Source organism: Vibrio sp. HDW18, from assembly GCF_011306175.1.
Classification (GTDB): domain Bacteria; phylum Pseudomonadota; class Gammaproteobacteria; order Enterobacterales; family Vibrionaceae; genus Vibrio; species Vibrio chanodichtyis.
Genome location: NZ_CP049913.1, coordinates 791,572 through 816,695, shown reverse-complemented (window position 1 = coordinate 816,695; position 25,124 = coordinate 791,572). Strand labels below are relative to the sequence as shown.

The following is a 25,124-nucleotide window of genomic DNA, read 5'->3' as shown; positions in this document are numbered from 1 at the left end:
TCATGCTGCAAAGTTTGTATCTCGCAATGACCCATTAAGTTGCCAGGGGAGGCTGCTATGAGTGTCAGTAATACTGTAACCAAAATAGAAGAGTTTGATTTTGAAGATGAAGCTCTGGAAGAGCTCACAACCGATGATGAACTCACCAATGATGAAGCATCTACCACTGCGGAAAGCTCCAGTGAGGATGTTCGTGAAGAATTTGATGCATCAACCAAAAACCTTGATGCAACACAAATGTACCTCAGCGAGATTGGTTTTTCACCACTGCTGACTGCCGAAGAAGAAGTACTGTATGCTCGTCGTGCATTACGTGGCGATGAAGCAGCACGTAACCGCATGATTGAAAGTAACTTGCGCTTAGTGGTGAAAATTTCCCGTCGTTACAGTAACCGCGGACTCGCGCTGCTCGATCTGATTGAAGAGGGAAATCTTGGCTTGATTCGTGCGGTTGAAAAATTTGACCCTGAACGTGGTTTTCGCTTTTCAACCTATGCGACTTGGTGGATCCGTCAGACTATCGAACGAGCGTTAATGAACCAGACTCGCACCATTCGTCTGCCGATCCATGTGGTTAAAGAGTTGAACATTTACCTACGTACGGCTCGTGAGTTATCGCAGCGCCTTGACCACGAACCTACGCCAGAAGATATTGCTCTCGAACTTAATAAGCCGGTCGATGATGTGACGAAAATGTTGCGTCTTAATGAGCGTATCAGCTCGGTGGATATCCCGATTGGTGGCGATGGTGACAAAGCTTTACTGGATATTTTGCCTGATTCGCATACCGCAGATCCGGAATTTTCCACACAAGATGATGATATTCGTGAATCATTGCTCAATTGGCTTGATGAGTTAAATCCAAAGCAAAAAGAGGTGTTAGCACGCCGCTTTGGTCTGCTTGGCTATGAGCCATCGACCTTGGAAGAGGTGGGACGTGAGATCAACCTAACCCGTGAGCGGGTGCGTCAAATCCAAGTGGAAGGTTTACGTCGTCTGCGGGAGATTTTGGTCAAACAAGGTCTGAATATGGAAGCGCTGTTTAATGCCGAATATGACAACTAGTCGAATAAAATAGCGTCTTTATTCGTGATGGTTTATATGCAAGGCACTCTTACGAGTGCCTTGTTACCTATTATTCTACCGCTCATCGCGGGTTAGATCAGTTTTTTCAGTTGATAGAGCAGATCGAGCGCTTGGCGTGGTGTTAATTGATCGGGATCGATGCTGGCTAATGCTTGCTCAACCGCGCTTGGTTCAGGGATTAAACTGAGTTGATTGGCAATATCAACCCGATTCGATGGGGTGCTGAGTGGCTGGTGGCTTAATTGTTCCAGTTGCTGCAGTTTGTTGCGAGCATTGCGGATCACTGCTTTGGGAACACCAGCGAGTCCGGCAACTGCCAAACCGTACGATTTACTCGCGGCACCCTCTTGCACGGCATGCATAAATGCAATGCTGTCACCATGTTCGACCGCATCTAAATGCACGTTGGCCAGATGAGGTAATACATTCGGTAGCTCGGTCAACTCAAAATAGTGAGTGGCAAACAGCGTCATGGCACCGATTTGTTTGGCTAACCACTCTGCGCTGGCCCATGCCAGTGATAAGCCATCATAGGTACTGGTACCTCGCCCGATTTCATCCATCAACACTAAGCTGTGTGGCGTGGCGTTGTGCAGAATATTGGCGGTTTCGGTCATCTCAACCATAAAGGTCGAACGGCCAGAGGCCAGGTCATCCGATGCGCCAATCCGAGTAAAAATACGATCCAGTGGGCCAATCACCGCATGTTCTGCTGGTACATAACTACCAATGTGTGCCAGTAGGGCAATTAACGCGGTTTGGCGCATATAGGTCGATTTACCACCCATATTAGGACCGGTAATGATCAGCATACGGCGTTCGGCATGCAGCTCAATCGGGTTCGCGATAAAAGGCTGATCCATCACTTGCTCAACCACGGGATGGCGACCGGCTTGAATCGAAATCCCCGCTGTCTGCACTAGGGTTGGGCGTTGATAATCTAAACTATCGGCTCGTTCTGCTAAGTTTTGCAGTACATCCAATTGAGCAATGGCGGCGGCGAGATCTTGAAACTGCTCAAGATGTGGCAGAAGTAGATCAAACAGTTGTTCCCAAAGCTGTTTTTCGACCGCTAAGGCACGTGATTTTGAGTTGAGCACTTTATCTTCATGCAATTTCAACTCTTCAATGATGTAACGCTCGGCATTTTTTAACGTTTGGCGCCGCACATAATGGGGTGGCACTAAATGGCTTTGGCCACGGCTAACCTGAATGTAGAAACCGTGGACATTGTTGTAGCCGACTTTGAGGCTATCAATGCCGTGGCGATCGCGCTCTTCGGCTTCTAAACGTTGCAAAAACTCGGTAGCACCATTGGCCAAATCACGCCATTCATCCAGCTCGGCACTATAACCATCGGCGATCACACCACCATCACGGATCACCACCGGTGGATTGGGTTTAATCGCTTTTTCTAACAGTTCACATACCTCATGCATCGGTTGAGCTTGTTTGGCTAAGCCGATCAGATGCGGTTCGGTCAGTTCCGTTAGCAGGCTGCTGAGCTGTGGCAATTGCTGCATGGCATGACGTAGTCGAGCTAAATCACGTGGCCGTGCAGAGCGTAGGGCTAAGCGGGCTAAAATGCGTTCAATATCGCCAATTTGCTGTAATACAGGGCTAACTTCAGCGAATAACAGACTCTGTTTTAACTCGCCGATCGCATCCAGTCTTTGATTCAAAATGGCAAAATCGCGCATCGGCTGGTGGATCCAGCGCTTAAGCATCCGACTGCCCATTGGCGTTGCACAATGATCCAGCACATCGGCTAAGGTGTTATCGGTGCTACCCGATAAGTTATGGGTTAATTCGAGGTTGCGGCGAGTTGCCGCATCTAAAATCACCGATTGATCTTGGCGATCCCACGTTAGGGAGCGAATATGCGGCAGCGCAGTACGTTGGGTATCTTTCACATATTGGATCAAGCAGCCAGCGGCACATAATCCGAGCTGGGCTTGTTCAACACCAAAACCAACTAAATCACGGGTACCAAATTGCTGGTTAAGCTGCTGCTTGGCGGTTTGTAATTCAAATTCCCAAATCGGACGGCGGCGATTGCCTTGGCGATTCGCCATCAAGTGTACGGGAGCAAAATCTTCTGCAAATAAGAGTTCGCGCGGTGCGGTGCGTTGCAATTCCGCCGCCATCTCTTCTTCGCTTTGTGGCTCACTGAGCTGAAAACGACCGGAGGTAATGTCCATGGTCGCGTAACCAAATCGACCATTGTGATGGTAAATTGCGGCGATCAGGTTATCAACTCGCTCACTGAGCAGCGCCTCATCGGTTACCGTACCGGGTGTAACAATGCGCACGACTTGGCGCTCGACCGGCCCTTTACTGGTCGCTGGATCGCCGATCTGTTCGCAAATCGCGACCGATTCACCCATCTGGACCAATTTGGCTAAATAGCCTTCCACCGCATGAAAGGGGACGCCCGCCATCGGGATAGGTTCACCGGCAGAAGCGCCGCGTTTGGTTAACGAGATATCCAAAAGTTCAGAGGCGCGTTTGGCATCATCGTAAAACAGCTCATAAAAGTCACCCATACGATAAAACAGTAAAATATCGGGGTTTTCCGCCTTGAGTCTTAAATATTGCTGCATCATCGGGGTGTGGTGCGAAAGAGACTCGCTCGGTGAGGCGTTTGATTTCATCATAATCTTATATCGCTGCTTATCATCATTGGCGGATACCGAGTGCGGTGTTATCACTCGCTGCATCATGGATCACTTAAAGGCTACAGAGCATAGCAAACCTTATCAGGGCGGAGCAATTAAGCTGTGGTGAGCTTGATACCAAGTCAACCCGTTATGCAGTGAAGAGTCCTGATGAGAGGTAACGATCACCGCGATCGCAGACGATAGCCACGACCACAGAGCCGGGATGTTGCTTAGCGATTTGCAACGCGACATACACCGCGCCGCCAGAGCTTACGCCTGCGCAAATCCCCTCTTCTTTGGCGAGCGATCGCGCAGTTTGTTCGGCATCGTGTTGAGTAATATCAACAATGCTATCGACCCGTGCCGCTTCAAAAATACGTGGCAAATAGGCGGCTGGCCAGCGGCGAATACCGGCAATCGCACTGCCTTCTGCCGGTTGTAAGCCGATGATCTGGATATTGGGATTTTGCTGTTTCAGATAGCGTGACACGCCCATAATGGTACCCGTGGTACCCATGCTTGAGACAAAATGGGTGATTTTACCTTGGCTTTGCTGCCAAATTTCTGGGCCGGTTGAGCGAAAATGAGCATCAGGATTATCGAAATTATTGAATTGATCGAGCACTTTACCACGGCCGGCATGTTGCATTTGCTGTGCTAAATCCCGCGCTCCTTCCATTCCCTGCTCTTTACTGACCAAAATCAACTGCGCGCCATAAGCTTGCATCGCATCTTTGCGCTCTTGGGTAGCGTTATCCGGCATGATCAAAATAATTGAATAACCTTTAATGGCGGAGGCCATCGCTAAGGCAATGCCAGTATTGCCGCTGGTGGCTTCAATAATGGTGTCACCGGGCTGCAAATATCCGCACGCTTCCGCTTGTACTATCATATTTAAAGCTGGCCGGTCTTTGACTGAACCGGCGGGATTATTGCCTTCTAATTTGACCAGCACGGTTGAACTGCCGGTGGTTAAACGTTGCAAACGTACCAGCGGAGTGTGGCCTACATAATCTTCAAGAGTGGGAAATTCAGACACCGAGCGATCCTTCTGGGTTATCTCGTAATTGTCGCAGTATAAGAATTGATGTTGAGCAGGCATACAATTTATCGCTAGCAATTATTCCAAAACGTTCTATCAACACTCTTTTTTATAAAAGAAATTCCCACTAATCTAGGTGGAACAAGGAAGCCATTTCGGCACCGTGAGTTTCGAGTCGATCACATTTTGGAGGCGATCACTATGCAGCGAATCAAATTAAGCGTTAGTGCATTATTATTGGTTAGCTCACTGCAAGCTTTAGCGGCAGAGCAAACCCTACTCAATTCCTCTTACGATATTTCACGTGAATTGTTTGCTGCCTATAACCCAGTGTTTGCCGAGCATTGGCAGCAAACTACCGGTAACACGGTCGAAATCAAGCAGTCTCACGCCGGCTCATCGGCGCAAGCGCGCTCTATTTTGCAAGGGCTAGCGGCGGATGTAGTGACGTTTAACCAAGTGACCGATGTTCAAATTTTGCATGATAAGGGGCAGTTGTTGCCTGATAACTGGCAAAGCTTATTGCCGAATGGCAGTTCACCTTACTACTCGACGACCGCTTTTTTGGTACGTAAAGGCAATCCTAAGAATATTCATGATTGGGATGATTTGGTGCGTGATGAGGTAAAAAGTGTGTTTCCGAATCCGAAAACCTCAGGTAATGCGCGTTATACCTATCTAGCCGCGCTCGGCTATGCGCAAAAAGCATTTGGTAAAGAGAACCAAATCCAGCAAGACCAGTTTTTAAAAAAATTTCTGGCCAATGTTGCGGTGTTTGATACCGGTGGCCGTGGTGCCACTACCTCTTTTGTTGAGCGTGGGATTGGCGATGTGCTGATCACCTTTGAATCGGAAGTGAATAATATCCGTCAGCAATATGGTGTGGATGATTACCAAGTGGTGGTGCCGAAAACCTCGATTTTGGCAGAGTTTCCCGTCGCTGTGGTGGAAAAAGTGGCCAAGCGTAATGGCACTTATCAGGTAGCGACCGAATACGTTACCTATCTGTACAGTGAGCCTGCACAGCGTTTATTGGCACAGTTCAACTACCGAGTGCACGATGCCAAGGTACAAGCTGAATTTGCGCAACGTTTTCCTGCGGTTGAACTACTGAGCGTTGAGCAGATCATCGGTAGTTGGGATCACGCGATGCAAAGTCAATTTGCTAATGGTGCTAAATTGGATCAATTACAACGTCGCTAATCAATATTGCCGGTGGCTCAATCAATGAGCAGCCATTATGGCTGCTTGATGGATATAAAGAGGTTTTATGGGGCATACGCTTGTATATCGTCCGCGTCAGCAACGAGTTTTACCCGGTTTTGCACTAAGTTTGGGTGTCTCTCTGTTGTTTGTCAGCTTGATCCTGCTGCTGCCCGCCACTGGGCTTATCATGCAAACCAGCAATATGACCTTGAGTGAGTATTGGCAAGTGATTGCGGATCCTCGTGTGGTGGCCAGTTATAAAGTGACGGTGATCTGCGCCTTACTCGCATCATTGTTTAACGGTGGGTTTGGTTTACTACTCGCTTGGGTGTTGGTGCGCTATCAATTCCCCGGTAAACGAATTTTAGATGCTCTGGTCGACTTGCCTTTTGCTCTGCCGACCGCGGTGGCAGGGATCACGCTAGCTACCTTGTATTCCACTAATGGTTGGCTGGGTAGTTGGCTGGCTCCGCTAGGAGTCAAGGTGGCCTATACCCCGCTTGGCATTATAGTTGCGATGGTCTTTACCAGCATTCCCTTTGTGGTGCGTACCTTACAGCCGGTGCTGGAAGAAATTTCCCATGAAGAAGAAGAGGCGGGCATGACCTTAGGTGCGTCCGATAGGGCCGTTTTCGGCCAAGTGATTTTTCCCGCGTTAAAACCGGCCTTGTTGGTTGGCATCGCGTTGTCATTTACTCGTAGCCTTGGTGAATTCGGCGCGGTGATTTTTATTGCTGGCAACATGCCTTATGTCAGTGAAATCACCTCACTGATGATTTTTGTGCGCTTACAGGAGTTTGATTTTCCTGCTGCGAGCGCGATTGCATCGGTGGTATTACTGACCTCGCTGTTACTACTACTGATGATTAATCTTTGGCAAGGCGCTTATCTGCGCCGTATTCATGGACGATAAGGAAGCAGGCAATGGCAGACTATCAGCCTTTACGTGTCGGTGATAAGCCGTGGGTCAAATGGAGTTTGATTACTCTGGCGCTGTTATTGGTGACCTTATTGTTGCTGATCCCACTACTGAGTATTTTTCAACAAGCGTTGGCAAATGGGGTGGGGGCTTATTTCGGTTATTTTAATGATCCCGATACCCGTCATGCGATGGGCTTAACACTGCTGGTAGCGCTACTCACAGTACCGATCAATTTGGTGTTTGGGGTGTTGCTCTCTTGGTTGGTGACCCGTTTTGAATTTGTTGGCCGTAAATTTTTCATCACTTTGATTGATATCCCGTTTGCCGTTTCTCCAGTAGTAGCTGGATTACTCTACCTGTTGCTTTATGGCAGTAGCGGCTGGTTAGGCGCATGGCTATATGAGCATGATTGGCAAATTATGTTTGCTTGGCCGGGGATTGTCTTGGTCACCGTTTTTGTCACTTGCCCATTTGTGGCGCGTGAATTAATTCCTTTGATGCAGCAGCAAGGACGCAGCGATGAAGAGGCCGCAGTCATTTTAGGCGCATCATGGTGGCAACTGTTTCGCCGCGTCACCTTGCCTAATATCAAATGGGCGCTGATTTATGGGGTGATCCTAACTAACGCGCGCGCGGTAGGCGAGTTCGGTGCCGTGGCGGTGGTTTCTGGCAATATTCGCGGTGAAACCAACACCTTACCTTTGCATGTGCAACTGCTGTATGAGGATTATCAGTCACAAGCGGCGTTTGCCAGCGCTTCGCTATTGGCGTTTATCGCCCTATTAACCCTATTACTGAAAGCGTTGGTCGAGTGGCGTCAAGAACGGCTGCAGATGGCCGAGCAACATCAGCAAGGAGCCCTATGAGCATTCGTCTCGATAATATTGCTAAACATTTTGGTCAGTTTCAGGCGCTAGCCCCACTTTCACTGCAGATTGAAGAGGGGGAGATGATTGGCTTATTAGGGCCATCTGGCTCAGGCAAAACCACGTTACTGCGCATTATCGCGGGTTTGGAAGGGGCTGACAGCGGCACGATCCATTTTCGAGATCGTGATGTGACCCATCTGCACGTTCGCGATCGCAGAGTCGGTTTTGTGTTTCAAAACTACGCGTTATTTCGGCATATGACGGTGGCAGATAACGTGGCGTTTGGTTTGCAAGTCATGGATCGTGCGGTGCGGCCTAATTCGAGTGAAATTCAACGACGGGTCAAACAACTGCTGGAAATCGTACAGCTTGGCCATTTGGCACAGCGTTATCCTGAGCAGTTGTCTGGTGGCCAAAAGCAGCGCATTGCACTGGCTAGAGCCTTAGCAACTAAGCCAGAAGTACTGTTGCTGGATGAGCCGTTTGGCGCATTGGATGCTAAAGTGCGTAAAGATCTGCGCCGCTGGCTGCGTAGCCTACACGATGAGTTAGGCTTTACCAGTGTATTTGTGACTCACGATCAGGATGAGGCTTTGGAGCTTTCCGATCGCGTGGTGGTGATGAGTCATGGACGGATTGAGCAGATAGACTCACCGATTGCGCTGTATGCGCAGCCCAATAGCCGTTTTGTGTTTGATTTTTTAGGTAATGTTAATCAGTTTGCCGCTGAGTGGCAGCATGGTCGCTGGGTTAACGGAGCCGCCTTTATTCAGCCGCACGCCAGTGAAGCAACATGCCAAAATGGCTTACTGTATGTGCGCAGCCATGAGTTGGCCCTTGCGGATAAACCCAATAGCCAAGCTTTGTTACCATTTGAGGTGGTTTCGATTAATCCGGTTGGAGCAGAAGTGCGAGTTGAATTGGCACCTATCGGTTGGCACAGCGCTGAGTTGTGGGAAGCCAAACTATCACATCGTGAATTAACCGAAAAAGGTTTGCATCGCGGTCAGCCAGTGTTTGCCACTCCACAAGTGGGTTACTTTTTTGCTAGTGAAGGGCAAGCTAGCCCGAGCGTGTTGCGCTGGCCGTTTTTGGCGGCGGGTAGCTTGATGTTTGAAATTTGACCGACCAAGCCAGAGTGCTCAAGGGCGCTCCTTTTGTTATCGGCGATTGCAATTCATCGGCAAGTCGGTAGGTTAGCCTTGGTTTTTACATTGGCAATCACAGATGAGGGTATCATGCAGACACTTTATGCCAGCAGTCAGCAATTGGGGCGGTTACTGGAGCAGCATCAGCACATTTTAGCGACCGCAGAGTCCTGCACGGGTGGCGGCGTCGCTTACTTAATCACGGAGGTGGCGGGTAGTTCCGCATGGTTTGATCGTAGTTTTGTCACTTACAGTAATCAGGCCAAGCAAGAGATGCTCGGCGTGCAGCCCGCGACGTTAGCTTTGCATGGCGCGGTCTCTGAGCCGACAGTGCAAGAGATGGTGCTCGGTGCGCTGCAACATTCACATGCCACCTTAGCGGTAGCAATCAGTGGGATTGCTGGGCCTGCTGGTGGTAGTCCAGAAAAGCCAGTGGGTACGGTTTGCTTTGGCTTTGCGGACCAGTTTGGTTGGCTTAGGCTAGAAACTTGCCATTTTGTTGGTGATCGCCAGCAAGTACGTCAACAAGCGATCGAGCATGTGTTTGACCAACTGATGGTGTATCTGCAGCTCGAGGATCGCGAAAACGTTAACTAAGGCAAACTTTTTTCACACAGATCTAGACACTGTACAAATCAACAGTATAATGAGCCGCAACATAACCAATCAGTGTCGAGCCGATTTCGACGCAATACCCACTCACCTGAGTGACTATCCGGAGAGAGTAATGGACGAGAATAAACAAAAGGCACTTGCGGCCGCCCTTGGTCAAATTGAAAAACAATTTGGTAAAGGTTCCATCATGCGTTTAGGTGATAACCGCACGATGGATGTAGAAACCATATCGACCGGCTCATTGTCTCTGGATATCGCCTTAGGTGCGGGTGGTTTGCCGATGGGACGTATTGTTGAGATTTTCGGCCCAGAATCTTCGGGTAAAACCACACTGACCTTGGAACTGATTGCTGCGGCCCAACGCGAAAGCAAAACCTGTGCTTTTATCGATGCTGAGCACGCTTTGGATCCGGTATATGCCAAAAAGCTGGGCGTTAATATTGATGAGTTACTGGTTTCTCAGCCAGATACTGGCGAGCAAGCGCTAGAGATTTGTGATGCCTTAGCTCGCTCTGGTGCGGTGGATGTGATTGTGGTCGACTCTGTCGCAGCCTTGACACCAAAAGCGGAAATTGAAGGAGAGATGGGCGACAGCCACATGGGTCTGCAAGCGCGAATGCTGTCACAAGCGATGCGTAAGCTAACCGGTAACCTCAAGCAGTCCAACTGTATGTGCATCTTTATCAACCAGATTCGGATGAAGATCGGGGTAATGTTTGGCAACCCAGAAACCACCACCGGTGGTAACGCGTTGAAATTTTACGCTTCGGTTCGTTTAGATATTCGTCGTACTGGTGCCATCAAAGAAGGTGATGAAGTCGTCGGTAACGAAACTCGGATCAAAGTGGTGAAGAATAAAATTGCGGCACCTTTTAAAGAAGCCCATACGCAAATCATGTATGGCCAAGGTTTTAACCGCGAAGGTGAATTAATTGATCTTGGTGTTAAGCATAAAATGGTTGAAAAATCAGGCGCTTGGTATAGCTGTAATGGTGATAAAATTGGCCAAGGTAAAGCGAACGCTTGTAAATATCTGAAAGAGAATCCAGCGATTGCTAGTGCGCTAGACAAAAAGCTGCGTGATATGCTGCTAAACCCAGAAAATATGCAATTGACCGAGGAAACCTCTGCGGCAGTTGATGAGGCAGAATTTGGTGCTGCCGAAGAGTTTTAAACTCGCGGCTAAGTGGCTGTCATTTTAGCGCTTAAGTTTTACTGAAATAAGCCCTGCATCGCAGGGCTTATTTTTTGCGGCCCCAAGTGGCAACCCGCACTATTGGAGAAAATAATGAGTTCGGCGTTATCCGCTTGTCGGCACAATGCACTACAGCTACTGAGTCGCCGCGATCATGGTCAATATGAATTGCAGCAAAAATTAGCTCTGAAAGGGCATCCAACCGATGTGATTGATCAGGTGATTAACGATTGTTTAGCGTTGGGCTATCTGGATGATGCGCGTTATGCGGCAAGCCAAGTACGGCAAACTATGAGTAAAGGTTATGGTGAGCGCCACGTGCGTCAACAACTCAAACAAAAGCGGATTGAGTCAGCGATGATTGATCAAGCTTTAGCCGATCAACAAGTCGACTGGTTTGCGCAGGCTAAATGGGTTGCTCAGAAGAAATTCCCACTTGGGGGGAGTGCCGAACGCCAACAATATGCGAAACAAGTTCGTTATCTGCAATATCGAGGTTTTGACTTTGAGCAGATCCGCTACGCACTGCAATCCAATAAGGGAGATGAATAGTTTTTACTGGGTGATTGTGCGGATTTAGGACCTAGCCAACCATTCACTTGTTACTTGCTGCTTTATTTCAATTTTCATTTCAATCTTCGATTTAGGGACCACTCTTGTTAAATTCAACTCAATAGGTTGTTAACCACAAGAAACTAGGCGAACGGTTATCCTTGCTTTACAATAGCGCAAAATTCTAACTTGAGTATTTCAGGAAGAGCTGCATGTTTATGAGCACGGATGAGGTGCGCCGCGCGTTCCTCGCATTCTTTGAAAGCAAAGGACACCAAATTGTAGAAAGTTCTTCATTGGTGCCAGCTAACGATCCGACCCTGCTGTTTACCAACGCAGGTATGAACCAATTTAAAGACTGTTTCTTGGGCTTGGAAAAGCGCGCCTACACTCGCGCGACAACCGCCCAACGTTGTGTCCGCGCCGGCGGTAAACACAATGATTTAGAAAACGTCGGTTTCACCGCACGTCACCATACCTTCTTCGAAATGCTAGGCAATTTCAGCTTTGGTGACTATTTCAAAGAAGATGCTATCCAATATGCATGGGAGTTTCTGACGGAAGTTCTGCAACTGCCCAAAGATCGTTTGTTGGTCACCGTATACCAAACCGATGACGAAGCGTTTGATATTTGGCATCAAAAAATGGGTATTCCGGCTGAGCGTATTATTCGTATCGGCGATAAACCTGGTGGTAAGAAATTCGATTCAGATAACTTCTGGCAGATGGGCGATACAGGCCCTTGTGGTCCATGTACTGAGATTTTCTATGACCATGGTGATCATATCTGGGGTGGGCCTCCCGGTTCGCCTGAAGAAGATGGCGACCGCTTCATCGAAATCTGGAATAACGTGTTCATGCAATTTAATCGTCATGCTGATGGCACGATGGAACCCCTGCCTAAACCATCGGTTGATACCGGCATGGGTATTGAGCGTATTTCTGCGATTATGCAGGGCGTGCACTCTAACTACGAAATTGATGTATTCCAAACCCTGATCAAAGCCGCTGCGGATGAGATCGGCTACCAAGATTTGACCAACCAATCTCTGCGTGTTGTGGCGGACCACATTCGTTCTTGCGCATTTTTGATTGTAGATGGGGTGATGCCGTCTAATGAAGGTCGTGGTTATGTACTACGCCGCATTATCCGTCGTGCAGTACGTCATGGTAACAAGCTTGGTGCACAAGGCGCTTTCTTCCACACTTTAGTGGGGCCTTTGGCGGAAGTGATGGGCAGCGCTGGCGTTGAACTGAAAAAACAACAAGCCTTAGTGGAAAAAGTCCTGCGTATCGAAGAAGATAACTTTGGTCGTACGCTGGATCGCGGCATGAGTATTCTTAATGGCGCTTTAGATCAACTCTCTGGCCAAGTGCTGGATGGTGAGACCGTGTTTAAATTGTACGACACTTACGGTTTCCCTGCGGATTTAACCAATGATGTGGCGCGTGAGCGTGGTTTTAGCATTGATGAAGCCGGTTTTGAGCAAGCGATGGAAGAGCAGCGTCAACGCGCTCGTGAAGCCGGTCAGTTTGGTACCGACTACAATTCACTGATCAAATCGGCAACCTCGACTGAATTTTGTGGCTACACCGAGAGTCGTGGTCAAAGTGTGGTGCAGGAAATCTTTGTGCAAGGTGCGCAGGTTGCTGCGTTGTCGGCAGGTGATAGCGCGATCATCGTATTGGATAACACGCCGTTTTATGCAGAGTCGGGTGGCCAATGTGGTGATACGGGTGTACTGAAAACCGACGCGGGTATTTTCCATGTACAAGATACGCATAAGCTAGGAAATGCGATTGCGCACCACGGCGTGCTAGCCGAAGGTGTTCTGGCGCAAGGCGATCACGTTGCTGCGATGGTTGATGAACAGCGCCGTATCGCGATTTCGCTGAACCACTCGGCAACCCACTTATTGCATGCAGCGCTACGTAACGTGCTGGGTGAACATGTGGCGCAGAAAGGCTCTCTGGTGCGTGCGGAAACACTGCGCTTTGACTTTTCACATCTTGAAGCGATGAGTGCAGCAGAGATCAAACAAGTTGAACGTCTGGTTAACCAGCAGATCCGCCGTAACCACAATATCGCAACTCAGATCATGAATATTGAGGAAGCGAAAGCCAAAGGGGCGATGGCACTGTTTGGTGAGAAATATGATGACCAAGTGCGCGTGCTGTCGATGGGCGATTTCTCCACCGAACTGTGTGGTGGTATCCATGCCAGCAATACCGGTGATATTGGCCTGTTTAAAATCATCTCAGAAGGTGGGATTGCAGCGGGTATCCGCCGGATTGAAGCGGTGACGGGTGAAGGAGCATTAGATTACCTTGAAGCGCAGCAAACGCAGCATGATGCCAAAGTGTCTGAAATGGCTGCGAAAGCCAAATTGCTTGAGAAAGATATCCAGCATTTGAAAGATAAGCTGGCAGCGCAAGAGAGCGCAGGCCTGATTAATCAAGTCAAACAAATCGCTGGGATTAATGTCTTGATTGCACAGCTTAATGGGGCGGATAACAAAGCACTGCGTGGCATGGTTGATGATCTTAAAAACCGACTGGGTAGCGGGATTATCATGCTTGGCAACGTGGCCGAAGATAAAGTGGGCCTGATTGCCGGCGTGACCAATGATTTGACCAATAAAGTCAAAGCTGGGGAGCTGGTCAACATGGTGGCACTACAAATTGGTGGAAAGGGCGGTGGCCGCCCTGACATGGCTCAAGCTGGTGGAACCGATGCGCAGGCTCTACCTGCGGCCTTAGAGTCGGTAGACGCTTGGATTACTGAGCGTCTATAACCACGACAAATAAATGACGCTCAATCGATATGTTATTGATTGGGCGTTATTTTATTAAGTCAACCAAGTGAGCTGATTGGTGTAAGTAAGACGTAGCCAATGAGGTGCTTGGTTTTATTTTAGTAACGATCAAATGAGATCTGACAATGGAATCCGATCAAATTTGATCCCAATAAGACTTTGGTCTTGGGAAGGTGAATACTGGTGAAAAAGCCCCTTATCGTGCAAAAGTTCGGTGGAACTTCGGTGGGTTCAATAGAAACAATGCAAACCGTAGCCGAACACATCATTAAGGCGAAAAATGATGGCAATCAAGTTGTCGTAGTGGTTTCTGCTATGGCAGGGGATACCAATCGACTGGTGGGTTTAGCTCAGCAAGTAGATAGTGTACCAAACGCTAGAGAACTTGATGTTTTGCTCTCTGCTGGTGAGCAGGTGTCGATGGCCTTAGTGGCCATGACACTGCACAAAATGGGCTATGCAGCCCGCTCACTAACCGGAGCTCAAGCGAATATTGTGACGGATAATCAACACAATAACGCAACGATTAAGCAGATTGATACTCGAAAGATTACAGAGCTGCTAGAACAAGATTTTATTGTAATAGTCGCTGGTTTTCAGGGTGTTAATGAAAATGGGGATATCACCACGCTCGGCCGCGGTGGTTCAGATACCAGTGCTGTGACCTTGGCGGGTGCGCTTAATGCTGATGAGTGCCAAATCTTCACTGATGTTGATGGTGTATACACTTGTGATCCACGAGTGGTACCTACGGCGCGAAAATTGGATGTGATTGATTTTCCATCCATGGAAGAAATGGCACGTAAAGGCGCGAAAGTGCTACATCTGCCCTGTGTCCAGTATGCTTGGAAAAATGCGGTACCACTACGTGTACTTTCTACCTTTGAAGATAATCAAGGCAGTTTGATTAAGGGTGATACCAGTACACATGCTATCTGTGGTATCGCAATTCAAAGAGACATGGTTTTAGTTGCGCTCAGTAATGAATCTTTGGCAGGGATTATTAAGCAGTGCCAAATGCTGGGGATTGAAGTTTGCACTATCATTGAAGAAGGTGATGATAGTGCGTTAGTGATTAAGCAAGATGCTTGTGCCAAGTTGCGATTAGTGTGCGCTGAGAAAATCCGCAATTCAGAGTCAGTGAGTCTAATCACTAAGGTTGGCCTGCAGGCTCGTGGGTTAGTGGAACATGCTCGGGCAACCTTAGCCGAACATGGTATCGCTGTGCGTTATGTCTCGGCTGAGCAACAATCATCTATGCTAATGTTGGATCCTGCGAATGTGGATCGTGCGGCAAATATTCTGCACGAGACTTATGTCGTATCAGCGATCTCTCAAGAGTTTGGGGTAAAACAAACTTTTTTAGGTTAAACCGCAACCCTTGAGAGTTTACGATGTGACAACTTTTGATGGATAATAGTTTGGTTGCAAGAAAATACAGAGATTACTCAAGGAGCTAAGAATGCTTATTTTGACTCGCCGTGTTGGCGAAACCCTGATGATCGGTGATGAAGTGACCGTGACGGTATTGGGTGTAAAAGGTAACCAAGTCCGTATCGGTGTTAATGCACCGAAAGAAGTGTCTGTGCACCGTGAAGAAATCTACATGCGCATTCAAGCAGAAAAAGGTAATGGTGGCGTTGCTTCAGGCAACTACTAATTATCACAGCAAGGTCGGCTTATCACGCCGACCTTTTTGTTTATCCGCGTGTTTTTACGGATAAAGTGTAAATTCTCAGCGCTTTGGTTAATTTACCAACGGTTGAGTGGTTTAACCCATTTTTTGCCAAGAAAGTGTTTGACATATTTTTGGTAAATCGTAATATGTGCCTCCGCAAGACGGTGAGGTGGCCGAGAGGCTGAAGGCGCTCCCCTGCTAAGGGAGTATACGGTTTATAGCCGTATCGAGGGTTCGAATCCCTCCTTCACCGCCATTCTTGCATTGCTTATTTCGATAAGCCACAGCGCGTCCGTAGCTCAGCTGGATAGAGTACCTGGCTACGAACCAGGCGGTCAGAGGTTCGAATCCTCTCGGACGCGCCATATTCTTCTGGAATATGTAAGTGGTGAGGTGGCCGAGAGGCTGAAGGCGCTCCCCTGCTAAGGGAGTATACGGTTTATAGCCGTATCGAGGGTTCGAATCCCTCCCTCACCGCCATTTATTGGCCGATGGTCAATTTTTTTGTTCCAGAGAAAACATTTGTGATATAGTTCACAACTTGCGCGCTCGTAGCTCAGCTGGATAGAGTACCTGGCTACGAACCAGGCGGTCAGAGGTTCGAATCCTCTCGAGCGCGCCATTATTTAACACTTCTGATGATTTGGGAGTGGATTGTGAAACCTGCGATTGCACAAGCAATCATGGCTTAAACAATCAAAAGCCTGCGCGTCCGTAGCTCAGCTGGATAGAGTACCTGGCTACGAACCAGGCGGTCAGAGGTTCGAATCCTCTCGGACGCGCCATTATTTTCTGTTTAAGAGCGAGTCTTATTCAGAACTAAGGGTAATTCCCTGCTAGTTAAATAGCGAATCATTACTCAATTGCGCGCTCGTAGCTCAGCTGGATAGAGTACCTGGCTACGAACCAGGCGGTCAGAGGTTCGAATCCTCTCGAGCGCGCCATTATTTAACACTTCTGATGATTTGGGAGTGGGTTGTGAAACCTGCGATTGCACAAGCAATCATAGTTTAAACAATCAAAAGCCTGCGCGTCCGTAGCTCAGCTGGATAGAGTACCTGGCTACGAACCAGGCGGTCAGAGGTTCGAATCCTCTCGGACGCGCCATTATTTTCTGTTTAAGAGCGAGTCTTATTCAGAACTAAGGGTAATTCCCTGCTAGTTAAATAGCGAATCATTACTCAATTGCGCGCTCGTAGCTCAGCTGGATAGAGTACCTGGCTACGAACCAGGCGGTCAGAGGTTCGAATCCTCTCGAGCGCGCCATATTATAAGCCCTGCATGAAAATGCAGGGCTTTTTTACATCTTTTAAATCTATATCTCTCAAACTGACATCTTGCAAAGACGGTGTCGTACTTTAAACAACAACCTCCTGTTTTGTAGAAGATATTTTTCTCTCTATTAACTTCATCGCATTATTTGCCCATTTTTCACGTTAGCTTGATTGAAATGAGGGAAAATCGATCTCTTCGCTTATTGTTTAAGCCCGTTATCCGGTTTGCTGTGCCGTGAATAGAGGATGCAGGCTACTGATTTGCTACGATTGCGATGATTTTTTGCTCTAATTTGTGGTCTAGGCAAAAGAGTGCGAGTAAGCAAATTGACAATAATGGTGCAGTCGAGATAATTCGTCCCTTCTGCTCGGCGATCACGCTGGTGAGTAGAAGAATGTCAGGATGACAAAAAGGAAGCAACATGACACATATTGGAAGTTTACTGATTGATGCCGCTACGTTAATGGCAACGGGAATGGTGGTGGTATTTCTGTTTCTTACCATCCTCGTATATTTAGTCCAACTGATGTCTCGATTGATACCTCAAGAGGTCATTGAGCCAGCTGTAACCTCCAACCACCATCAAACCGTTCAACCGATAACCGATGGCGTGAGCCCACAAGTCGTGGCGGCTATTTCTGCTGCGGTGCATCAGCACCGTGCTGCGCAACAGTAAATCAGGATTAAAAGGAGTTAATCAACATGGCTAAACCACTTGCTATCACCGATGTGGTCCTGCGTGACGCACATCAATCGCTTTTTGCTACACGGATGCGTATTGACGATATGCTGCCAATCGCGGCTGAATTGGATAAGATTGGCTACTGGTCTTTGGAAACCTGGGGCGGAGCAACCTTTGATGCGTGCATTCGTTTTTTGGGCGAAGATCCTTGGCAGCGTTTGCGCGCTTTAAAAAAAGCCATGCCCAATACGCCAATGCAGATGTTGCTGCGTGGGCAAAATCTGCTTGGCTATCGGCATTATGCCGATGATGTGGTCACCAAATTTGTTGAGCGTGCGCATGCCAATGGTATGGATGTCTTTCGTATTTTTGATGCGATGAATGATGTACGCAACTTTGAACAGGCAGTAAAAGCCACCATTGAAGTTGGCGCGCATGCTCAAGGCACTTTGTCTTACACCACCAGTCCAGTGCACAATACCGAAACTTGGGTTGATTTGGCCAAACGTTTAGAAGATCTCGGCTGTCATTCTTTGTGCATCAAAGATATGTCTGGCTTACTCAAGCCCTATGAAGCTGAAGAGCTGATCTCGCGGATCAAACAATCTTGTGCGGTGCCATTAGCATTGCATTGTCATGCCACCACTGGCTTATCTACTGCAACGGCGATCAAAGCTGTTGAAGCCGGGATTGATATTCTCGATACCTCGATTTCATCGATGAGCCAAACCTATGGCCATACTGCGACGGAAACTGTGGTGGCTATGTTACAAGGCACGGATCGTGATACTCAGTTGAAATTGGAACAATTGCAGCCGATTGCGACTTATTTTCGAACCGTGCGTAAAAAATACGCCAAATTTGAAGGCCAGCTAAAAGGGGTCGATTCGCGGATCCTGATCGCTCAAGTGCCAGGTGGTATGCTGACTAATATGGAGGGGCAGTTAAAAGAGCAAGGTGCTGCTCATCGGTTAGATGAGGTGCTTGATGAGATCCCTCGTGTACGTCAAGATCTTGGCTTTATTCCTTTAGTCACCCCTACCTCACAAATTGTCGGCACTCAAGCGGTGATCAATGTGTTGGCTGGTGAGCGCTACAAAAGTATTACCAAAGAGACGGCCGGTGTTTTGAAAGGTGAATATGGTGCCACCCCTGCTAGCGTTAATGCTGAGCTGCAAGCGCGTGTATTAGAGGGGCAAGCGGCGATCACCTGTCGACCAGCGGATCGATTACCTGATGAGTTGGATCAATTAACCAAGCAGTTAGTTAAAAAAGCGCAAGAAGAAAGCATCACCTTAGCCGATTCTCAGGTTGAGGATGTATTGATCTATGCGTTATTCCCGCAAGTTGGCCTTAAGTTTTTAAAAAATCGCCATAATCCAGCAGCGTTTGAACCTGCTCCAGATAAAAAACCAGCCCCTGCTGTTGCGCTACCTAACACCACAACTCAGGTCGAAGCTTATAGTGTCAAAGTCGATGGAGTGGTGTATGAGGTGGAAGTTGGCCCACAAGGTCAGCTCACTTCAATTGCTGCCGCTGCGCAAACTCAAACGGCGCCGCAACCTATTAGTACCAACGCCTCTCAAGCGCTAGAAACCATCACCGCTCCCTTAGCGGGCACGATTTTTAAAATCCAAGTTGAATCTGGAGCTGAAGTTGCACAAGGTGATGTGCTGATTGTGTTAGAAGCGATGAAAATGGAAACGGAAATTCGTGCGCTGCGTGACGGCGTGGTACAGCAGCTGCTGGTCAAATCTGGCGATAGCGTACAAGTGGGTACACCGTTAGTGAGTTTGGTGTAAGGGCGGATCATGGAGAGATTTATCACCTTATGGCAGCAAACTGGGCTTGCCAACTTTGCGTTTGGGCAAATCATTATGATTATGGTTGGCTGTGGTTTGCTGTTCTTAGCGATTCGCAAGGGTTTTGAGCCACTATTACTGCTACCGATTGGTTTTGGTGCGGTGTTAGCCAATATCCCTAATGCTGGGTTTACCGACCCTGGTGGTTTGCTGTATTACGTTTACTATATCGGTATTGAGTCAGGAATATTTCCGCTGCTGATTTTTATGGGCGTCGGTGCGATGACTGACTTTGGCGCTTTGATTGCCAATCCCAAAACCTTATGGTTAGGGGCTGCGGCACAGTTTGGTATTTTTGCTACCTTATTTGGTGCGATTTTGCTTAATTTTGTGCCGGGTATTGAATTTAGCTTGGCCGATGCCGCCTCGATTGCGATTATTGGTGGTGCTGATGGCCCAACCGCGATCTTTCTGTCTAGTCAGCTAGCGCCAGATTTGCTTGGCGCGATTGCGGTGGCAGCTTATAGCTATATGGCATTAGTGCCGCTGATCCAGCCGCCGATCATGAAAGCATTAACCACTCCTGAAGAGCGCAATATTACTATGGCTCAACTGCGTCATGTCGGAAAAACCGAGAAGATCGTATTCCCACTCTTGGTATTACTGATGGCGATCCTCTTTTTGCCGACTGCGACCCCTTTAATCGGCATGTTCTGTTTAGGTAATTTAATGCGCGAAGCTGGGGTGGTGGATCGCTTGTCAAAAACTGCGCAAAATGAGTTGATCAATATTGTCACCATCTTTCTTGGTCTGGGGGTTGGCTCAAAACTGCAAGCGGATAACTTTTTGAATATGCAAACCTTAGGCATTCTGCTATTAGGTGCGATCGCATTTAGTATTGGCACCGCAACTGGGGTGATCATGGCTAAGATCCTCAATAAATGCTCCCAAGAGGCGATCAATCCACTGATTGGTGCTGCTGGGGTTTCCGCTGTTCCTATGGCCGCACGAGTGGTGAATAAGGTTGGCTTAGCTGCGAATCCACAAAACTTTTTATTGATGCATGCGATGGGGCCTAATGTGGCAGGTGTGTTAGGCTCTGCGGTTGCTGCAGGTATTTTGTTAGCTTTGGCAGGTTAACTTAGAAGCAACTCTGCTAGGTTAAGTCTTGCGCTGCAGTATTAAGGTATTAAAAAATAGGTATATATTCAAAAGGATGCTTCGGCATCCTTTTTTATGGATCGGCTCGGGAGAGTGGAAATGGAAAATAAACAAATTGTCATCCCCCAATTTGGCGGTTCAGAGGTATTGGCGATGCATACCACTGCAATACCTACCCCAAAAAGTGGTGAAGTGTTAGTCAAAGTCGCTTTCGCCAGTATCAATCCTATCGATGTGAAAACACGCGCGGGTTTAGGTTGGGCGGCAGCACAGAATAAAGACCGGCTTCCTTGGACGCCGGGGTATGATATTGCAGGGCGAGTGATCGCGCTCGGTGATGGGGTTCGCCGTTTTAACTTGCGTGATAACGTGGCGGGTTTTATTGGTTTTCCACTGCGTGGAGGGGGTTACAGTCAGTATGTTTGTGTTCCGGAATCTGAACTCAGTCTCGTGCCAGATAGCGTGACGTTAGAAGCTGCTGCGGCGTTACCGTTAGCCGGACAAACCGCAGCGCAGGCACTGAGCAAGGCTCAGTTACAAGAAAGTGAGCGAGTTTTGATTTTAGCGGGAGCCGGTGGCGTTGGGCATATTGCGGTACAGATCGCGCTGGCGGCGAAAGCGCAGGTTTTTACCACCTGTAGTGAAGCGAATTTAGATTTTCTGGCCACGCTCGGCGCTCATGCCATCAACTATCAATTTGCGCCGGTGTCGCAGCGCCTACAAGATGTTGACGTGTTGATCGATTTAGTCGGCGGTGATGTCGCGTTAGATGCGCTCAAATGTTTAAACGACCATGCTCGCGTGGTCACTGTGCCAACGTTAAGTGCTGAGCTGATTTGCGAAAAAGCTAAACTGCTCGGTTTCCAAGCCAGCGGTATGCTGGTGGATCCTAATCCTGAACAGCTCGATACCATGTTGTATATGATGAGTGTCGGTTTACTGCATTTGGAAATTCAGCACATTTACCCGTTAGCGGAAGCCTGTTTGGCTCATGCACAGATTGAAACTGGCCATACCCGAGGCAAGTTACTGCTCGATATGAAATGTTAGTGTGGTTGCAAGATGTCAGCGCACCACTGACCACGCTGCTCGCTGAATCACCACTGGGTCTACTGTTTTGGAGTGGTTTTCTTAGTGCCACTTTATTACCGGGTGGCTCAGAAGCAGCGCTGCTGGCCAGTTTAGCGCTGGCTGAGCATTCAGTTTGGCTGATTGTGCTGATGACTACCGCAGGTAATACCTTAGGTGGCATGACCAACTATTGGTTAGGTTTATGCTTGCCCCATCGAACTGATTCTCAAAAACAAGGTCATAAAGCCAAGTTATGGCTACAACGTTATGGGTATTGGGCGTTATTAGCAAGTTGGTTACCGATCATTGGTGATCCACTCTGTTTAGCCGCCGGTTGGTTGCGTTTCAAGGCCATCCCTGTATGTTTGATGATTTTGATCGGTAAAGGGCTGCGCTATTCACTGCTGGCAGCCTTATATTACGGCGTATGGTAAGGATAAATGATGAGAAAAATTGGCAGCTATGGGTTATTGCTGTGGCTATTGGCTGGATGTAGTGCTTCTGAATCATGGTGGCCACGTTTTTCTTCGCTGCCGCAAGGTGTCACCCTAATTGAACAAGTGCCGGCCCAGCCGGGTAAGGTGATGATCCCGTATAGCAAATATCGCTTAGATAATGGACTAACGGTGATCTTGGCGCCGGATCACTCCGATCCTCTGGTGCACGTGGATGTGACTTATCATGTAGGCTCTGCCCGTGAAGAGATTGGTAAATCAGGTTTTGCTCATTTCTTTGAACACATGATGTTTCAAGGTTCACAGCATGTGGGCGATCAGCAACATTTTCGTTTGATCACCGAAGCCGGTGGTACTCTCAATGGCACCACTAATCGTGATCGCACCAACTATTTTGAAACGGTGCCAGCCAACCAGTTGGAAAAAGTGTTATGGCTGGAAGCGGATCGCATGGGATTTTTGCTCTCTGCGGTCTCGCAGCGCAAGTTTGAAATTCAGCGCGATACCGTCAAAAATGAGCGCGCTCAGAACTACGATAACCGTCCTTATGGCCTGATGTGGGAGAGAATGGGGGAAGCGCTGTATGCCGAAGGGCATCCTTATTCTTGGCAAACGATAGGTTATGTCAGCGATTTAGATCGGGTTGATGTTAATGATCTGAAAGCCTTTTTCTTGCGTTGGTATGGACCAAACAACGCCGTCTTAACCCTAGGTGGTGATTTAGATGTTCAACAGACCTTGGCTTGGGTGCAAAAATATTTTGGCTCGATTGAGCAAGGTCCAGAAGTCGTTGATGCGCCGAAACAGCCCGCGCGCTTAAGCGAAGATCGTTTTATTACGTTAGAAGATCGCGTGCAGCAGCCAATGCTGTTGATTGGTTGGCCAACTCAATATTTAGGCGCGGATGATCAGGTGGCACTGGATGTACTGGCGAGTGTCTTAGGCAGTGGTAATAACAGTTTGTTGTACCAAGAACTGGTGAAAACCCAAAAAGCGGTCGATGCCGGAGCATTCCAAGATTGTGCTGAATTGGCCTGCACCTTTTATGTTTATGCCATGGCACCGGCTGGTGAAGCCGGTCAATTGGCTCCGCTCTATCAACAAACCTTGCAAGTGCTGCAAAAATTTAAGCAGCAAGGTGTTACAACTCAGCGCTTAGAGCAGATCATTGGCTCACAAGAGGCCAATGCGGTATTTGCGCTAGAAAGCGTGCCAGGTAAAGTGAGCCAATTGGCCGCCAATCAAACTTTCTTCAAGCAACCGGATCGGATTGCCAGCCAGTTAGAGCAGTTGCGAGCGGTGACGCCACAAGCGGTGCAGCAGGTTTTTGGCCATTATCTTGTTGATCAACCGAAAGTGACCTTAAGTGTGGTCGCTAAAGGCAAAACCGACTTTGCGGTGCGCGCCGCTACCTTTACTACGCCTGCGCGTCAGTTGCCGGAATACCAAAAAATCGCTGAGCAGCAGTTGGCTTATCGACAAGTCAAAGATGATTTTGATCGTGCGCAAATACCAGCTGTGGCAGAGCCGGTTCAAGCACATTTACCGACTTTGTACCGGGTCGATTTTGACAATGATGTACAGTTACTCGGCACCCAAACCGATGAAACGCCGACTGTTTTGATTGAAATTCAGTTGCCTGTGGGCGAACGTCAGGTGGCGATCGGTAAAGAAGGATTAGCCAATTTAACCGCCAGCTTGCTGCAAGAGGGTAGTCAGCAGCGTAGTGCAGAGGCGATACAGGCGCAATTGGATCAACTGGGTTCGAGTGTGCAAGTGTCGGCTGGGGCTTATTCAACCAGCATTGTGGTCTCGAGTTTAAGTCATAATTTAGCGGCCACCTTACAAGTGGTGGAAGAGATGCTGCTGACCCCAGCGTTTAATCACAGCGATTTTGTGCGTCTACAGCAACAGATGCTGCAAGGTTTGGTGTATCAGCATCAGCAACCGAGTTGGCTAGCCTCGCAGGCGACACGCCAAGTGTTGTGGGGAGAGAGCTTGTTTGCTCGCTCAGGTGAGGGCAGTGAAACATCGGTTGCCGAGTTGACCTTGCAAGATGTGCAGCAGTTTTACCGTCAGCATTACACCCCTCATGGGGCACAAATTGCGGTAGTGGGAGATATCAGTGCAGCAGAGATTACACAGCAGTTGCAGTTTATCGCGAATTGGCAAGGTCAGCCTGCACCACTGATCCAGCCACAGACCATCCCTCATTTGACTTCGCAAAAAATCTATTTGGTTGATAAGCCAGGAGCGCCGCAGAGTATCATTCGTATGGTGCGCCAAGGCCTCCCGTTTGATGCCACTGGTGAACTCTATTTAACTCAGTTGGCTAACTTTAATCTGGCCGGTAACTTTAATAGCCGTATCAACCAAAACCTGCGTGAAGATAAAGGTTATACCTATGGTGCGGGAAGCTATTTTGCCAGTAATCGTGAAGTTGGGGCGATCGTATTTAATGCGCCAGTGCGAGCCGATGTTACGCTGGATGCCATCCAAGAAATGATCCACGAGATGCGTCAGTTTAGCCAAACGGGGATCAGTGAGCAGGAGATGGCCTTTTTACGTTTAGCCGTTGGGCAACAAGAGGCGTTGCTGTATGAAACGCCGGCGCAAAAAGCGCAGCTGATTTCGAATATTTTGACCTACAGTTTAGATCGGGATTATTTGCAGCAGCGTAATCAGATTGTCAAAAGTGTTGAGCGTACTGCGCTCAATCAGTTGGCGGCGCAATGGTTTAATCCAGATGATTATCAGATCATTGTCGTCGGTGATAGTCAGCGGCTTAAGCCGCAGCTACAAAAGTTAGGTATTGCCCTAGAAGAGCTTGAAATCCTCCGTTAGAGGACACATTTATTAGTCGGGCACAGTTTGCCCCTACTCGCTATG

At 48.3% G+C, this 25,124-nt stretch carries 19 protein-coding genes and 8 tRNA genes; 25 read left to right on the top strand and 2 right to left on the bottom strand.

Features of this window, described 5'->3' with window-relative positions; all coding sequences use genetic code 11:
* The first annotated feature begins 57 nt into the window (after positions 1-57).
* Entirely contained in the window at positions 58-1,065 is a 1,008-nt protein-coding gene (gene rpoS / locus G7083_RS03800) for an RNA polymerase sigma factor RpoS (protein WP_166013656.1), read from the top strand.
* Between the two features lie 92 nt (positions 1,066-1,157).
* Here the strand turns inward: rpoS and mutS are convergent, their stop codons facing one another.
* Together mutS and cysM are read right to left on the bottom strand one after the other, a co-directional pair.
* Positions 1,158-3,743 carry a DNA mismatch repair protein MutS gene (gene mutS / locus G7083_RS03795; RefSeq protein WP_166013655.1) on the bottom strand — a complete coding sequence of 862 codons (2,586 nt, stop codon included), beginning with the start codon at positions 3,741-3,743 and terminating at the stop codon, positions 1,158-1,160.
* A gap of 151 nt (positions 3,744-3,894) precedes the next feature.
* Positions 3,895-4,785: a cysteine synthase CysM gene (gene cysM / locus G7083_RS03790; RefSeq protein ID WP_166013654.1), complete on the bottom strand. Its 891-nt coding sequence runs from the start codon at positions 4,783-4,785 to the stop codon at positions 3,895-3,897.
* Positions 4,786-4,989: 204 nt separating this feature from the next.
* On the opposite strand from cysM, the gene cysP reads away from it, so the two are divergent.
* The 24 genes from cysP (at position 4,990) to G7083_RS03670 (ending at position 25,079) form a co-directional block, all read left to right on the top strand.
* Complete coding sequence (gene cysP / locus G7083_RS03785) at positions 4,990-5,991, top strand: thiosulfate ABC transporter substrate-binding protein CysP (protein ID WP_166013653.1); 1,002 nt, start codon at positions 4,990-4,992, stop codon at positions 5,989-5,991.
* A gap of 67 nt (positions 5,992-6,058) precedes the next feature.
* On the top strand, positions 6,059-6,907 hold the full coding sequence (gene cysT, locus G7083_RS03780; protein ID WP_166013652.1) for a sulfate/thiosulfate ABC transporter permease CysT: 849 nt from the start codon (positions 6,059-6,061) through the stop codon (positions 6,905-6,907).
* Positions 6,908-6,918: 11 nt separating this feature from the next.
* Positions 6,919-7,782, top strand: a complete 864-nt coding sequence (gene cysW / locus G7083_RS03775) for a sulfate ABC transporter permease subunit CysW (protein ID WP_166013651.1) — start codon at positions 6,919-6,921, stop codon at positions 7,780-7,782.
* The gene (locus G7083_RS03770; protein WP_166013650.1) at positions 7,779-8,909 is read left to right on the top strand and encodes a sulfate/molybdate ABC transporter ATP-binding protein; all 1,131 of its coding nucleotides are present in this window, start codon (positions 7,779-7,781) and stop codon (positions 8,907-8,909) included. Before cysW ends, G7083_RS03770 begins: the two co-directional genes overlap by 4 nt.
* Before the next feature lie 114 nt (positions 8,910-9,023).
* Positions 9,024-9,530 (top strand): nicotinamide-nucleotide amidohydrolase family protein, encoded by a 507-nt coding sequence (locus G7083_RS03765; protein WP_166013649.1) that lies wholly within the window; start codon positions 9,024-9,026, stop codon positions 9,528-9,530.
* 130 nt (positions 9,531-9,660) lie between these two features.
* A complete protein-coding gene (gene recA / locus G7083_RS03760) occupies positions 9,661-10,722 on the top strand; it encodes a recombinase RecA (RefSeq protein WP_166013648.1) in 1,062 nt (353 codons plus the stop codon).
* A 114-nt stretch (positions 10,723-10,836) separates the two neighbouring features.
* Positions 10,837-11,295 carry a recombination regulator RecX gene (gene recX / locus G7083_RS03755; RefSeq protein WP_166013647.1) on the top strand — a complete coding sequence of 153 codons (459 nt, stop codon included), beginning with the start codon at positions 10,837-10,839 and terminating at the stop codon, positions 11,293-11,295.
* 212 nt (positions 11,296-11,507) lie between these two features.
* Positions 11,508-14,090, top strand: a complete 2,583-nt coding sequence (gene alaS / locus G7083_RS03750) for an alanine--tRNA ligase (RefSeq protein WP_166013646.1) — start codon at positions 11,508-11,510, stop codon at positions 14,088-14,090.
* A gap of 204 nt (positions 14,091-14,294) precedes the next feature.
* Entirely contained in the window at positions 14,295-15,482 is a 1,188-nt protein-coding gene (locus tag G7083_RS03745) for an aspartate kinase (RefSeq protein ID WP_166013645.1), read from the top strand.
* A 91-nt stretch (positions 15,483-15,573) separates the two neighbouring features.
* Entirely contained in the window at positions 15,574-15,771 is a 198-nt protein-coding gene (csrA, locus tag G7083_RS03740) for a carbon storage regulator CsrA (RefSeq protein WP_000906485.1), read from the top strand.
* Positions 15,772-15,952: 181 nt separating this feature from the next.
* A tRNA-Ser gene (locus G7083_RS03735) sits at positions 15,953-16,045 on the top strand.
* A 32-nt stretch (positions 16,046-16,077) separates the two neighbouring features.
* Positions 16,078-16,154: transfer RNA gene (locus tag G7083_RS03730), tRNA-Arg, on the top strand.
* 22 nt (positions 16,155-16,176) lie between these two features.
* Positions 16,177-16,269 (top strand) — tRNA-Ser (locus tag G7083_RS03725).
* A 65-nt stretch (positions 16,270-16,334) separates the two neighbouring features.
* Positions 16,335-16,411 (top strand) — tRNA-Arg (locus G7083_RS03720).
* 86 nt (positions 16,412-16,497) lie between these two features.
* Positions 16,498-16,574, top strand: a tRNA-Arg gene (locus tag G7083_RS03715).
* Between the two features lie 82 nt (positions 16,575-16,656).
* Positions 16,657-16,733 (top strand) — tRNA-Arg (locus G7083_RS03710).
* A gap of 86 nt (positions 16,734-16,819) precedes the next feature.
* A tRNA-Arg gene (locus G7083_RS03705) sits at positions 16,820-16,896 on the top strand.
* Between the two features lie 82 nt (positions 16,897-16,978).
* A tRNA-Arg gene (locus tag G7083_RS03700) sits at positions 16,979-17,055 on the top strand.
* Between the two features lie 430 nt (positions 17,056-17,485).
* A complete protein-coding gene (locus G7083_RS03695) occupies positions 17,486-17,740 on the top strand; it encodes an oxaloacetate decarboxylase subunit gamma (protein WP_166013644.1) in 255 nt (84 codons plus the stop codon).
* A gap of 26 nt (positions 17,741-17,766) precedes the next feature.
* Positions 17,767-19,548 (top strand): sodium-extruding oxaloacetate decarboxylase subunit alpha, encoded by a 1,782-nt coding sequence (oadA, locus tag G7083_RS03690; protein WP_166013643.1) that lies wholly within the window; start codon positions 17,767-17,769, stop codon positions 19,546-19,548.
* Positions 19,549-19,557: 9 nt separating this feature from the next.
* Positions 19,558-20,688, top strand: coding sequence for a sodium ion-translocating decarboxylase subunit beta (locus G7083_RS03685; RefSeq protein WP_166013642.1), 1,131 nt, complete (start codon positions 19,558-19,560; stop codon positions 20,686-20,688).
* A 120-nt stretch (positions 20,689-20,808) separates the two neighbouring features.
* Positions 20,809-21,759: an NADP-dependent oxidoreductase gene (locus G7083_RS03680; protein ID WP_166013641.1), complete on the top strand. Its 951-nt coding sequence runs from the start codon at positions 20,809-20,811 to the stop codon at positions 21,757-21,759.
* Positions 21,753-22,214 carry a YqaA family protein gene (locus G7083_RS03675; RefSeq protein WP_166013640.1) on the top strand — a complete coding sequence of 154 codons (462 nt, stop codon included), beginning with the start codon at positions 21,753-21,755 and terminating at the stop codon, positions 22,212-22,214. Before G7083_RS03680 ends, G7083_RS03675 begins: the two co-directional genes overlap by 7 nt.
* 9 nt (positions 22,215-22,223) lie before the next feature.
* Positions 22,224-25,079, top strand: a complete 2,856-nt coding sequence (locus G7083_RS03670) for a pitrilysin family protein (protein ID WP_166014980.1) — start codon at positions 22,224-22,226, stop codon at positions 25,077-25,079.
* Positions 25,080-25,124: the final 45 nt, after the last annotated feature.